At 50.5% G+C, this 13,477-nt stretch carries 9 protein-coding genes; 4 read left to right on the forward strand and 5 right to left on the reverse strand.

The window, feature by feature from the left end:
• Positions 1 to 20: 20 nt before the first annotated feature.
• The 4 genes from ACFOE0_RS20310 to ACFOE0_RS20325 form a co-directional block, all read right to left on the reverse strand.
• The gene (locus tag ACFOE0_RS20310; protein ID WP_248934392.1) at positions 21 to 323 is read right to left on the reverse strand and encodes a hypothetical protein; all 303 of its coding nucleotides are present in this window, start codon (positions 321 to 323) and stop codon (positions 21 to 23) included.
• A 13-nt stretch (positions 324 to 336) separates the two neighbouring features.
• Positions 337 to 891 carry a YbhB/YbcL family Raf kinase inhibitor-like protein gene (locus ACFOE0_RS20315; RefSeq protein ID WP_248934393.1) on the reverse strand — a complete coding sequence of 185 codons (555 nt, stop codon included), beginning with the start codon at positions 889 to 891 and terminating at the stop codon, positions 337 to 339.
• Between the two features lie 161 nt (positions 892 to 1,052).
• Complete coding sequence (locus ACFOE0_RS20320; RefSeq protein WP_248934394.1) at positions 1,053 to 1,304, reverse strand: YfhL family 4Fe-4S dicluster ferredoxin; 252 nt, start codon at positions 1,302 to 1,304, stop codon at positions 1,053 to 1,055.
• Between the two features lie 333 nt (positions 1,305 to 1,637).
• Positions 1,638 to 4,541, reverse strand: a complete 2,904-nt coding sequence (locus ACFOE0_RS20325) for a TonB-dependent receptor (protein ID WP_248934395.1) — start codon at positions 4,539 to 4,541, stop codon at positions 1,638 to 1,640.
• A 387-nt stretch (positions 4,542 to 4,928) separates the two neighbouring features.
• On the opposite strand from ACFOE0_RS20325, the gene rhlP reads away from it, so the two are divergent.
• The 4 genes from rhlP to ACFOE0_RS20345 all read left to right on the forward strand — a co-directional run bounded on the left by rhlP (position 4,929) and on the right by ACFOE0_RS20345 (position 13,043).
• Complete coding sequence (gene rhlP / locus ACFOE0_RS20330) at positions 4,929 to 5,762, forward strand: rhombotarget lipoprotein (RefSeq protein WP_248934396.1); 834 nt, start codon at positions 4,929 to 4,931, stop codon at positions 5,760 to 5,762.
• A gap of 172 nt (positions 5,763 to 5,934) precedes the next feature.
• Positions 5,935 to 8,973 carry a DUF2339 domain-containing protein gene (locus tag ACFOE0_RS20335; RefSeq protein WP_248934397.1) on the forward strand — a complete coding sequence of 1,013 codons (3,039 nt, stop codon included), beginning with the start codon at positions 5,935 to 5,937 and terminating at the stop codon, positions 8,971 to 8,973.
• 327 nt (positions 8,974 to 9,300) lie between these two features.
• The gene (locus tag ACFOE0_RS20340) at positions 9,301 to 10,692 is read left to right on the forward strand and encodes an alanine/glycine:cation symporter family protein (protein ID WP_248934398.1); all 1,392 of its coding nucleotides are present in this window, start codon (positions 9,301 to 9,303) and stop codon (positions 10,690 to 10,692) included.
• A gap of 440 nt (positions 10,693 to 11,132) precedes the next feature.
• The gene (locus ACFOE0_RS20345; RefSeq protein WP_248934399.1) at positions 11,133 to 13,043 is read left to right on the forward strand and encodes an alpha/beta hydrolase family protein; all 1,911 of its coding nucleotides are present in this window, start codon (positions 11,133 to 11,135) and stop codon (positions 13,041 to 13,043) included.
• A 99-nt stretch (positions 13,044 to 13,142) separates the two neighbouring features.
• Here ACFOE0_RS20345 and ACFOE0_RS20350 read toward each other — a convergent pair whose 3' ends face one another.
• The gene (locus ACFOE0_RS20350) at positions 13,143 to 13,472 is read right to left on the reverse strand and encodes a hypothetical protein (protein WP_248934400.1); all 330 of its coding nucleotides are present in this window, start codon (positions 13,470 to 13,472) and stop codon (positions 13,143 to 13,145) included.
• Positions 13,473 to 13,477 lie beyond the last annotated feature (5 nt).

Raw genomic sequence — 13,477 nt, forward strand, 5'->3', positions numbered from 1 at the left:
GGTCGGCCATAGGTGTCACTCTATTTTTGCTCCTGGGGCAGTTGAACCGGTCCCAGACCGATACGGCATTTCTGGAACCCCTGTCTCCAGCCATCCAAATAATCCGCTTTGGTTCCGGTTAGTTTGGGCGCTTTGTTCCAGTCGCTTTCTGGTGTGCCCAAATTCTGCAGTGCAGCCTTACACCCCATGTCGACACCATAGGCGCGCAGGTCGGTATAGGTCACTCCGGCAGCAGATGTTGGCTCCTGAGGTTGCGAGCTGCTGCATCCAGCCAACAGCCCGATACTGAGCAGCAGGCCGGTCGCGGCTATTACTTTTACCATAACGATCCTGACCTTATCTGGCGTTGGTAGGGGCGGTTAATTCCGCTTTACCCACCACATGCTGCAGGATGTTGTAACCAGCCAGTGCTGCAGTGGCATTGCCCGGAATTTCGATCTTGTCGGTATCCAGTGCATACAGAGTAATGTGGTACTGGTGTGGTTTGGAGTTTGGTGGAGGGCAGGCGCCGCCATAACCTTTGAAGCCGAAATCATTGGTGACCATGGCTGCGCCTTTTGGCAGCTTCGCACCACCCAAAGCACCGGCACCTGCCGGTAAGCCTCTGGCGTCAGCAGGCAGATTGATCACCAGCCAATGCCACCAGCCACTGCCTGTGGGCGCGTCAGGATCATACATGGTTAAGGCAAAGCTCTTGGTGCCTTTGGGAACATCCGACCAACTGAGTTGAGGAGAGATATTATCTCCGGTGCATCCCCATTGATTGAAAATTTGTGGATTTTTAAAGCTCTGGTCATTGGTCACTGAGTCACTGGACAAAGTTAACGCCTGACAGGCCATGGAAGAAAAAAGTAAACCTGAGAGAGTAAGCAGTTTGATGCCTGTATTCATGGTGCCTCCTTGTCCCCTCCTGCAATATAAACAGCATCAGCCGGGAGAGGTGGGAAAAGGGAACCATGAGTCTAACGGTTTTATTGGGCAGGTTTGATTTTGTGAAGTCGATTTAATACAAAAGCCCCGCTTGGCGGAGCTTTGTCTGCTGAAGTCCGGGACTACAGCTTGCCGGTCAGGCTGGCGTACTTCAGCAGCAACTCATCCTGAGACTCTTCATGCTCGGGATCCGGGTCAATACAATCGATAGGGCATACAGACACACAGGTTGGCTTATCGTAGTGACCAACACATTCGGTGCACAGATTAGGATCAATCTCATAGATCTCCTCGCCCATGCTGATGGCCTGGTTGGGGCACTCAGGTTCACACATGTCGCAGTTAATGCAACTGTCTAAAATGATTAATGCCATGATCTTTGTTTCTCTTTAAAAATACAGGTGTAGCAAGGGGTTATCTGTATTTTGAAACAGAGTGAGCGCATAGCCTTGACCACCAAATGAACGACAGCAGAGTATACCAGTGTTATCACTTCAATGCGTAACAGAATTTAGCTGCCCGATGACAGGCGTCAGTGCCATATCCGCAGGAGTTTAGACACTCAGTAAGAATGTAAGGGTGTGAATACAAGCTCAGTAAATTGAGGTTTTTCGGGATTGCTCAAGAGGGCTGAAAACCCGAAGAGCACACCACTTGGTTTTGACCTCTCGTCCAAGTGGGCTCTTCGGGAGGTTTCTCCTTTCTTATCAGAAGCTGTAACGTGCGCCTATGGCGTAGCGTGCAGCGTTTTGCTGGGCCAGCAACATCTGCTCTTCATAGCGGCCATAAACCCGCTTTTCCTCCTCCAGCACGTTGATGCCTTCTGCGAAGATGGACAGGTTTTCAGTGAGCTGGTAGCTCACACTGATGTCCAACTGGCCATAGGCTTCTGTGAATTGAGGAGCTGGGCCACCGGCTTCGGCCTGGTCCATACCAGACAGGAAGGTGTCACGCCAGTTGTAGGCCAGACGTGCCTGCAGACCATTTTTCTCATAGAAGACTGACAGGTTGGCAGTGTCGGACAGGCCGGGCAGGGCGAATTGCTCATCGATACGCTCTACATCGTAGGAGGTGTCGCCATCGACCAGGGTGTAGTTGGCGGCAAAACCAAACCCTGTATCCCAGAACCAGTGTTGCCAGGCCAGTTCGAACCCGTTGATGGCCAGGTCTTCAACGTTGTTTGGCTTGCTGATATTCCATTCGGCGATAGGGTCTGCACCAGACTGAGGTACTCGCCCTTCGGCATTGCCATAGCCATTGTCAATCAGCCACTGGAATACCGCTTCATCACTTGGGGTCTCGTTGTTGGCGATCAGCTCTGCACGGGCCTGCTCTGCGGCTGGGCCTATATAAGGATCGCGCAGGTGGTCGTACTTAACCGTTTCTATGGTATTCATCAGGAAGTTTTCCACTTCCTTATTGAAGTAACCTACAGACACGTAGCTGGCGTCGTCGTAGTAATATTCAAGCGATAAATCAATGTTTTCTGAGCTGAATGGCCTCAGTGAAGGGTTACCGGCAAAGCCAGTACGTGAGCCAACCTTGGGGATGGGGGTCAAGGCTGTGGTCGCTCGCATGGATCCCAGAGTTGGTCGGGTGATGGTGCGGCTGTAGCTGAAGCGAGCTATCAGGTCGTCCATCATCTCCAGGTTGATATCCAGGTTTGGCAGAAACTCTTTGTAGTCATGGGACTCGTGACTGTAAGAGAAGTCATCAGCGTAAACAGTTTGCCACTCGGTGGGATTCAGCCATACCAGTTGCTGGGCTTCATTTTGCATTGAACTGGCTGTCACATCGGTTTGTTCATAGCGCAAACCTGCGACAATATTCAGAGGCATATCATTGAATTCACTCTCAATATTCACCTGAACATAGGCAGCTGTCGTGTCTTCCTGAATCCTGTGGTCATCCTGCCAGGGAGCTGACACATATTGCACATCATAGAGTTGTTGGGCCTTGTCCATTGCGGCTTGCTGGTCATAGGTGTAGTAGTAAGGGATCAGCATATCGCTGCCACCACCGCTGAAGTCAGACAGGAAGTCTGAGCCCAGACCAACGTAACTCACATCATCTTCCCAGATCCCCATATTTCCATACCAGCCTGCGCTGATCGGGCCTGTGTAAGAGCCCTGAGCATGGGTTTCCATAGAGGTGAACGACAGACCAAAATCTATGGATGACACTGCATCATCATTTTCATTTATCCAGCGACCGTTAAACTGATACTGATTAACGTCACTCTCATTGCGTCCCGCGCGGACCCCGGCAAACAGTGAGGCGTAATGCTCGGGCAGCAGATGTGGCTCACCGTTGGGGTTAAGGCTGGCATAGTTGGCGCTGAGCAGCGGGATATCAGTCCCTGAGGCATCATAGGTCTTATCGGCGACGTTCAGTGCGCCAAGGATGAAGAAAATATTCTCGGCATCATTACCCAGGGTGCCTTCGGCGGTGGCTGTGGAGTCGTGGGCATCGAAACTGAACTCCAGAGTGTCCGTGGCCTGCCATTGAAGGTTAAAGCCCAGCGACTTATTGATATTGTCCGAGCCATTCTGATGCATGGTGCCGGAGTAGTCACCGCCTACTTCGGTTACATGGTCGAAGGTACCGTTTTCATTGATATGAGCGTAAGTGGCGTTGCCCGGGCCTGAGAACCACAGCCCCCAGGTATCTGTATTGGACAGATCTGACAGCTTGGAATAGGTGTAGTCCAGCGTCATTTCAACGGTATCGAGAGGAGCATACTGGAATACCAGTTGGGCATTGGTACGCTCACGTTCTGTGTCCTGACTGGCAAACCCTATGTTACGGGCATAGAAGGTGTTGCCGTAAGGGTTTTTATTTTCGTTGACCACTTCGGCATTGGGATTTAACTCGCCATGGATGTTTTGGCGCCAGCCTGAAATATTGGCATTTTTGGTGTTGCTGTCGCGCTTCTGGTACGAAGCTGAAAAGCCCAGGCCCAGGGTGTCATCCATAAAGGTGTTGCTGAAAATGCCTGAGATCTCCGGGGTGATGTCGCTGCCATCTTCCACGCTGGTATCGTGATGCGCTTTAGCGCCAATGCTGGCAACCATACCCGGGGTATTGAATGGGCGGGCCGTAAGAATGTTAATCGTGGCACCTATGCCACCTGAGCTCATATTGGCCTTGGAGGTTTTATAAACCTCAACACTGCTGATGGCGTCTGAGGATAGGTTGGCAAACTCGAATGAGCGGGTTGATTCGCCCGCGACCTGAGCGGTGGGCATGATGCGGTTGTTTAAAAGAACCAGGTTAAAGTCAGGACCAAAGCCGCGCACAGTGATTTTACTGCCTTCACCGTTGACACGATCGATGGAAACACCTGTGATTCGCTGCAGTGATTCTGCCAGGTTGGTGTCAGGAAATTTACCGATATCTTCCGCTGAAATGGCATCTACCACACCGGCAGATTGGCGCTTGAGCTCCATTGCTTTAGCTTGTGAACCGCGTACCCCGGTGACTTCAATCACTTCGATATTGTCGTTGTTCAAAGGGGCTTCTTCGGCGAGCACCGGCAGAGCGGTGGCAAAGCCAAGTACCAAAGAGACGCTGGCAGCCAATCTGGATTTTTTAAACTCGAGTTGTCGCATCAATTCTTCTCCGAGTGCCTCTGGCTGCATGGCAGCTCAGGACGCTATTTATTGTTGTAAAACCAACAGGTTTTCATCTCTATTACACCTACGACCTAAAGTGTAAGCGCTTACATAAGTAAGCGCTTACATAAGTTAGAGAGGGAATGTACCCATGTCAACAGTGTGGGAAATTAATGTTGCGGAAATGTTTTTGTTGGGTGAGGTGAATCAAGTGTGAGGTCTGTAGTGAATTGTTTATAAATGAAAAATTATTTTGGCGCTTAGTTGAGCTTTGCTGGCTTAACTAAAGGTTTGCCGTAATTTGCTGCTCGCAAAATGAACAAACTGCTTCGGTGCAGGTCAAATTGTGGTGCCCATTCGGGTAACAGTACAAGGAAGATGATTATGACCAAGCGATACTTATGGGTGTTATTTGGCTTATTGACCCTGGCCTCATGTTCTCAGTTGATGAGTGCCAATACCGGCAAAAAATCTGTCTCCAGCAGTCTGAGCAGCTTTCTCTATCCGGATGAATCTTCGCGGGTAGAACATCAACCTCAAATGCCGTTACTCAGGTTACCTGTCACAGTCGGACTGGCGTTTGTTCCTCAAGCCAACAGCTATGGTGAATCCCTGAATCGGAATTCAGAGCTCGAGTTATTGGGGCAAGTTAAACAGGCATTCCTTGAAAGGGATTTTATTGACCGGATTGAGGTTATTCCAAGCACTTATCTGCAGCCCGGGGGAGGGTTTACCAATTTAGATCAGGTCGCCAGGCTTTATGATGTTGAGGTGATGGCACTGGTGTCCTATGACCAGCTGTCACAGTCCTCCGAAAACAATGCCGCATTTCTGTACTGGACAATAGTCGGTATGTACTTGATTGCCGGTAATGAAAATCAGGTTCAGACCTTTGTCGATACGGCCGTGTTTGATGTGGCAAGCCAAAAAATGATGTTTCGGGCTCCCGGTCTCAGCAAGGTGGAAGCTTCCTCATCAGCCATCAGACTTGATGAAACCATAGCTGCCCAGTCCAATGAGGGCTTTCAGTTGGCTGTAGCGGATATGATAGTCAATTTGGATCAAGAGCTTGATCAGTTCAAAACCCGGGTGAAGGAAGAGAAGATTGCTAAGGTAGAGCATAAAGAGGGATACAGTGGCGGAGCTGTCAGTGCCTTGTTTCTTCTGTTTGCTTGTGTAGCTCTCGGGTGGCATCGCCTGGCGATAAGACGGTGGTGATAAATCAACAGGAACTCTCGCAAAGAGGGGGAGCACCTGTACTTTCTTCTTAGTGGTAGAAACTAAAAGCCTCATTTTGTTGAATTATCAGTGGGATTACTTTCATGTAGTCTGAGCAATAATGACACGCCTGACTTGGGTCTTGCCGATAATGGATACTGTGGGGTAAGGATTGGAAGATAACAACAGGGATAAGAATGAGCTGCAGCGACTGGCCCGTGAACTGGATCGGGTTGAAGCCTTGCAGCAACAGAATCACAGGGCACTGGTTGAACATCTGGCTGGGCTGAAACAACAGCTGTCTGAATTGGAAAGCCGAATTATGGCCGGCGATCAGGTACAAGCCTCTGAATCCCTTGGTAATCCTGTCGTTAACTCTGTGCCCGTGTCTGAGCAGCTAATTGCTGATGATAAGCTTGCCCCCAAGCCAACTCCTGCCCATCAAACAGGTTCTGATAACCCGAAAACTGATAAAGCGGCAAAGCAGAGCGCCATTTCAGCATCGCTGAGTGGTGTTGGTGAGCAGCTTGGCAATGCACTTGGTCAGTCCCTGATGGCGGTCAATGGCCCTTTTGCCCGGGTATTTGATCAGGTACTGGGCTGGTATCGGCATTACCAGCAAAAAGGTCAGGGCCCGGTACTGTTAATGACCCTTGCCGGGATTATTACGCTGATTATTGGCTTTGGTTATCTGTTGCAGTATTCCTTCACCCACTGGTTGTCTGAGATGGGGAAGGTGGGGCTGGCAACACTGGTGTCCAACCTGATTATCGGTACCGGCATCTTTGTACAGCGGCGACACTCAGGGCTGGCTGATTACAGCTCAGGACTGATGGGTCTTGGGGTGGTGCTCAATTTCCTCTGCATCTACTTTGTTGGCCCTTACTATGGTGCGATACCCGATGTTGCCTGCTTTGGCTTGATGTTTGGTAATACTTTGCTGGGTTATGGCCTGGCTTATCGTTACCAAACCCGGGTGGTCGCTCTGGTTGCCGCCCTTGGTGGTAGTTTGGCACCCTTGTTGCTGTTTTCATCTCAGGGCTTCCCGTTAATCTACTTTCCTTATCTTCTGTTGCTGGGGATTGGTGCCCTGTTTCAGGCGCGCAGAATTGATTGGCATCCCCTGTTGGAGTCCACTGCCCTGGTGCAGATTGGTGCGGTGCAGTGGTTGGCCTATCGCCTGGTGCTGCCGTTGGACAACCAGGGCGTCATGGGGGCTGTGGTGCTGGTAAGTATTGCCGCCCAGTTTTTCCTGTTCGGCGTGATCCCGCTTTTGCTCAGTGCCACAAAACAGACCGAAGAGAACAAACTGTCATTGCGGCATTTGTTGCTCGGGGTGTCGGTATTGGTGCTGAGTATCAGCGCCATCATGGATTACGCGTTTTACTCCGGCTACTGGCTTGCGGCCTGTGCCGGTTTCATCAGTCTGCTGTTTGTTAAGTACCGCAAATATCCTCAGTTGAGCGCTTTTCTGGTTTGTGGCGCAGCAGCTATGGCGGGTTTTGCTGCACTCTACTTTATCCGCATGCACTACCTGGGGGCGGTGCTCTTGCTGGAGGCGTTTTTATTGCTTTGGCTGGGTTGCCGTGAACAGAATCTGGCAGTGCGGGTTGAAGCTTATGTCTTGTATGTGATCGCCATAGCCACCTCTCTGTTCAGCTTGATCTCCGGATTTGAGTATCTGCTGTATGGGGTCTTACAGGCCAGGATCCTGTTTTTGACTGTAGTGAGCTTGCTGTTTTTGTCCTTGCATCAGAGCCATCGCCAGTTGCAATCCTATGCCAGCATTCTGGTTGCGCAGGAGCAAAAGGCTGTCTGCATTATCGCCGAGGGTTTCAGTCTGTTTGGTGGTCTGGCAGTGATTCTACTTTGTTATCTGATAACGCCTGATTACTGGTTGAATATGCTTCCTGTCGCCAGTGCACTCTGGTTTGTATTTGCGCTGAGAGAGAAACTCAAGCTGGCTCAGTGGCTTGCCTGGGGCGGTCTGTTTGGCTTGTTTGTGCCCCTGGCGTTGGGGGCGATGGAAGTGGGCACCATGCGTTTCTCCACCCAACCTCTTGCTGCAAAGCTGGCAAGACTGGAGATTTTTATCGCGCTGATGCTGGCCTATCCCCTGTACCTCAAATATATGTGGCGTTCGAGCTGGTTAAAAACAGCACGTCTGTTATTTATCACCTGTCTGGCACTTACTCCTTTGTTCTTCCTGCCCAAAGTTGCCCGGGAATTTGAGTCTTTGCTGCCGGCAGCTCTGTGGCTATCCTTTGCTATCTCGTTAAAGCTGGCTCATATGACGGGTTACAAACTGCTGCGGACCGAGAGCCAGTGGTTATTTGTTGCCGCTGTAACTTTGACCGCTATTGCTGTGTTTAAAGCAGACTGGCAGGGGGCTGTAGCCCTGGTTATTGGTTTGCTGTTTACCGGGATTGTACTCAAGCAGTTTTTGGTGGTGGATAAGAGATGGCGCTTACTGCTGAAAGAGGGCTGGTACTTTGCTCCCTATTATGGCGCGCTGGTTATTGTCGCGCTGGTGTTCTACCCGACTTATGCTCTCGGCAGCGGCCTGACCTTTATTGCCCTGGCGCTCAGTGCTTACTTTATGCTGTTGATTCTGGGCTCCGGGAAATTGATCACTCTGCTTAGTAGACCTCTGCGCAGCTCATTGGGGTTGGCCTATGGATTGGTGTTTGGCGCGGCAGTCGCACCTGTCGTTGTCCATTGGTGGACCTTGCCCCTCAAGATCTTTGTATCGCCAATCGATGTTCTGGTTGAGTTGGCCGTCCTGGTATTAATGGCCTGGTTCCTGACACAAAAGTCCGGCGTGGCCAGGCTGTTTGCATCTAAAGTCAATCGGTCTCAGCTCTGGGTTGGCTGGAATCTGATGCTGTTTGCCAGTTATCTGCTTTGGGGGCAGGAGTTTGCCGGAACTGTGTCCGGACCTCTGATTACTGTGCTCATGGTATTGCACGCCAGTGTGCTTATGTATTTTAGTCTGCGTCCGGGTTGCGACATGCTGCTGAAGTTGGCGGGGTGCTTGTATGCTCTGGTGCTGATCAAGCTACTGGCCTTTGATATGACCCGTTTCGCCATGATCCACAAGATAGGAGCCTTTATGCTGTGTGGCGCGATTTTGTTGCTGGTCTCTTTCTACTATCAGAAGGCAAGAAATCAGAGGCTCGCGCAATCAGCAGCTGAGGATGAAACAGCCTGACCGCTTTATATTAGCTACTCATCCTGTTAGCTTGGTCGTGAGGGTCTATTGACCTTTGGAGATGGTTTTTGCAGCACTTTGTCGTTGTTTTATACAAAGCAACGCGATTGCGGTGTAGTTGTTCTACATAAATGAGCGTTAATGCAGTAGAAAGCGACGACAAACGCTGCCCGAAGGGCTCGGCTATATGCGCTTTACTCTTTGTTGCAAGGTATTTGCTTAGGCCCACTAGGCGGCACACCATGCGTCGCGATTAAAGCGCGTCTATCTCGAGCAAAATTCAACCACTAAAGGTCAATAGACCCTAGGTTACATAAAAACAACAAGATGACTGAGCTGACATTGGCGGAGGCTACTGCTGCCTTTGCATCCTTTTCATGGGGCCCTCATATGTTGGTGCTGCTGGTAGGCGGTGGCACTTTCTTTCTTCTCTATTCCGGGCTGGTTCCTTTCCGGTATTTAAAACACGCAATCAATATTGTCAGGGGGAAATACCCTGAACCCGGTGCTGCCGGCAATATCAGTCATGCCGGGGCACTGTCCAGTGCCATGGCCGGTACCGTAGGTATGGGTAATATCGGTGGTGTGGCTCTGGCCATAGTCGCGGGAGGGCCGGGGGCGATATTCTGGATGTGGGTAGCGGCATTGGTCGGGATGGCCACCAAGTTTTTTACCTGCACTCTGGCTATTATGTATCGGGGAGAGGATGAAACCGGCAAGGTGCGCGGTGGTCCCATGTATATCATCACCCGGGGATTGGGAGAAAAATGGAAGCCACTGGCAATCTTCTTTTGTGTGGTGGGGCTGATAGGCAATCTGCCTCTGTTTAACACCAATCAACTGGTACAAATACTGAAAGAGAATCTGTTTCTGGCCCCCGGCAGTGAGGGTGTTGCCGTAGGCAGTGGCGATCACTTCCTGTTGGAGCTGACGCTGGGGATTGCCATCATGCTGCTGGTTGCTGTGGTGATTCTGGGGGGAATTAAGCGTATTGCTGCGGTGGCGACCCGGGTCGTGCCTGCGATGATTCTGCTTTATATCGGCTGCGCCCTGTATGTGATTGCCGGTCACCTTGCCGATGTGCCCATGTATCTGTGGCGTATTGTTGAGGATGCTTTTTCGGTTCAATCCGTGGCTGGTGGTATTCTCGGAACCATGTTGACCGGGGTGAAACGGGCCGCGTTTTCCAATGAAGCCGGGATAGGGACTGAGGTGATGGCGCACAGTAACGCCAAAACGGCAGAGCCGGTGAAAGAGGGATTGGTTGCCATGCTGGGCCCGGGAATCGATACCTTGTTGGTATGTACAGCGACCGCATTGATCATACTGATCTCCGGCGTGTGGGAAGCGGGGGGCGCCAATGGTATCAGTCTGTCCAGCGCGGCCTTTGACGCGACCATGCCGGGTATCGGCCCCAAGATGCTGCTGGTTTGTGTCAGCTTCTTTGCCATTACCACCATATTTACTCAGGCGTTTTATGGCAGTCAGTGCTTCGCTTTTTTGTTTGGAGCAAAACTGGAGCGCTGGTATCTCTATTTTTACCTGTTGGCGATTCTGTTTGCGGCGACCACCAGTCTCAGCGATATAGTTAATATCATTGATGGCGCTTATGGATTGATGGCAATCCCCACTATGCTGTCCGCGTTGTTATTGGCTCCCAAAGTAAAAGCGGCGGCAAAGGATTATTTCGCCAGGCTCAAGCAAACAACCAGAAGTTGACTTAGCGGCATAGTCGGATGTCACTCAGGGCTTTGAGTAATCTGAATTTCGGATTGCGACAATAGAATCAATCTGTTTTATCTTTGTTGGCTGGTGTTCAATAATCTTCTCATCGACCGGAAACGGTCGTAATGATGAAAGACACTTGAGCACTGTCTTCCGGGTTACTCCTCCATCTTAATTCGGATTCATCATTCATTCCCTTGCAAGCCCGGCTGTCGCTTTTGTGGCACCGGGCTTTGTTTTTACCGGGGCAGAAATGCTCAGCGCTTCTCTCCAGCAAGCATCATGGCTCAGGATGGTGTTCCTGCTGATAATTCCCTTATCTATTTAACATCGATTTATCGTTTTGCTGTCGTTTCCTTTGAACTGAGCTTGTTCAGCGTATCTGCTTTGTTAGGGTGGAAGAAATTAATTGTCACAGCCAAAAATAGAAGAAGATGAAGCGATTAATTCTGCTCCTGCTGCTGTTGCCCCTTACATTGATGGCGGAGGTTTTGCCATTGGAGCATTTTGCGGAGCCCGCCAGATTCAGCCAACTTAAGTTATCGCCCAATGGACTGTACTTTGCCGCCACAGTGCCCAAAGAGGAGTCCAATGTACTGGTGGTCATCGACAGAAAGAACAACTCCCGTCTCATCGCTTATGGTTTCGGTAGAAATGAATATATCGGTGACTTCTACTGGGTGAACAATGAGCGCCTGGTTTATACCAAAAGTTATAAAAAGCAGGGCTATGAAAGACGCTCTTATAAAGGGGAGATCTTTGCCGGTAATATCGATGGCAGCAAAAGGGAGCAATTATTCGGCTTCAGTAAGCAGGATAAGCTGTCCAAAAGGCGGGGTGACAAGGCCCATGGCTACATAGTCAACCTGCTTCCTCAGGACGACAGACATATTCTTATCCGCTCATCCAAATGGGGTACAGACCGTGATGCTCCGGACATGCTGTACAAGGTCAATGTCTACACTCAACGCAAAACCCGGGTTGCCCAATTACCGCTGGGGAATGTCAGTGTGGTGGTCGACAGTGAAGGGATGCCGGTCATTGCCAAGGGTAAAAACCGTGAGGGTAAAACCAGGCGCTTTTACTATCGCAATGGTGAGTGGGTGCCGATTAACAAACAAGACCCTTTGTACGGCTACTCCTATAAGTCTTTGAGTGATGACGGCAAGTTGCTCTATATGACCAAGTCGGTAGATGGCGGCACAACCGGGCTGTATCAATACAACCTGGAGACCCAAAAGGCGACCTTGCTGTTTAATCATCCTGATTTCGATATCAATGCCTATATCCGCTCCCCGGACAGCAGAAACATAGTCGCCGTGGAGATCATGCATCAGGGCATGGAGTATCACTATCTGGATGACTCGCCCTTCAGCAAAATACACCAGAGGGTTACCGCTACCTTTCCCGGTGCGGATATCAGCATCCGCAGTAACAGCGTCAGTGACAAAGAGATGATCGTTAAGGTCATCACTGACAAGAGTCCCGGCGATTTCTATCTGTACAACCAGGAAAAGGGCAGCCTGGATTATCTGTTAAGTACCAAACCCTGGCTGTACCCAGAAGATATGGCCGCCAGACAGTTGGTGCAATTTAATGCCAGGGATGGCCAGAAAATCCATGGTTACCTCACTTTGCCAAAGTCAGGTAACAAGCCTTTCCCTTTGATTGTGGATGTTCACGGCGGCCCCTATGGTTCGCAGGATGACTGGCAGTTTGATACCAGTCCCCAGATGTGGGCGAATAATGGTTTTGCTGTGCTGCAGGTCAATTTCCGTGGCTCCGGGGGATATGGAAAAGCATTTGAGAAGGTGGCCTACCAGAAACGCAGCTCCCTTATCCAGCATGACATTATCGATGGTACCCGCTGGGCTTTGGCGAGGCCGGATATCAGTGACAGCAAGGTATGCATTGTGGGCGGCAGTTTCGGTGGCTATTCGGCACTCATGGCATCCCTGATTGAACCAGATCTCTATCAGTGCGCGATTCCCATGTATGGCGCCTATGACCTGCTGCATCAAATGAGGCACGCAGACTATATGGATGGCAGCTCAGTATCCATCGGTGCCATGGAAAAATATGGTGACAACGAAGAACACTGGCGCAAGGCGTCGCCACTGACCTACATAGATAAGTTAAAAACCCCTTTGATGATAGTGACAGGCGGTCGGGATACCCGTGTGGTGCCTGAGAATGCCATGCACCTCAAAGCGGCGTTGGATGAACGTAATATCAGCTACGAATGGCTATACAAACCCACGGAAGGGCATGGATTTATTAATAAAGATAATAAAATCGAGCTCTTCCAGAGGAGCCTGGACTTTGTCCGAAAGCATATGCAGTAACTCTGGGCTTGCCCCAGTCCGGATGCATAACTGAGCATGTGATCTCCGTGTCCTTTGGCTGCCGCAAGGCAGCTTTTTTTTGCCTGATGATGGGCAGAACTACTCCATGGAGTCCAGAGTACGTGTGGTCTGGGCCATCACGCTCCGGCTTTTCTGTGGTGCCGGACCCTGATGGCTGATGGTGGCGACTGAAAACACGAATACGATAAAGAACATAAAAGCTGACAGCAGCACATAAACTCCGTAGCCGCTGGCCATAATCACCAGCGCCGTACTGGCTATCACATCGACGGTCAGAATGGCATAAAGTGCATGCAAGGACAGACTGCTGCTTTCAATCCAGTGAAGGTAGTGCATGGCAGCGACCAGGATAGTGGCACACAGACACAGTGCCGGGATCATCACCAGATACTTGTTGGTAGTTTGCAAACGCG

Origin of the sequence: Shewanella submarina (genome assembly GCF_042646185.1) — a bacterium.
GTDB lineage: Bacteria > Pseudomonadota > Gammaproteobacteria > Enterobacterales > Shewanellaceae > Shewanella > Shewanella corallii.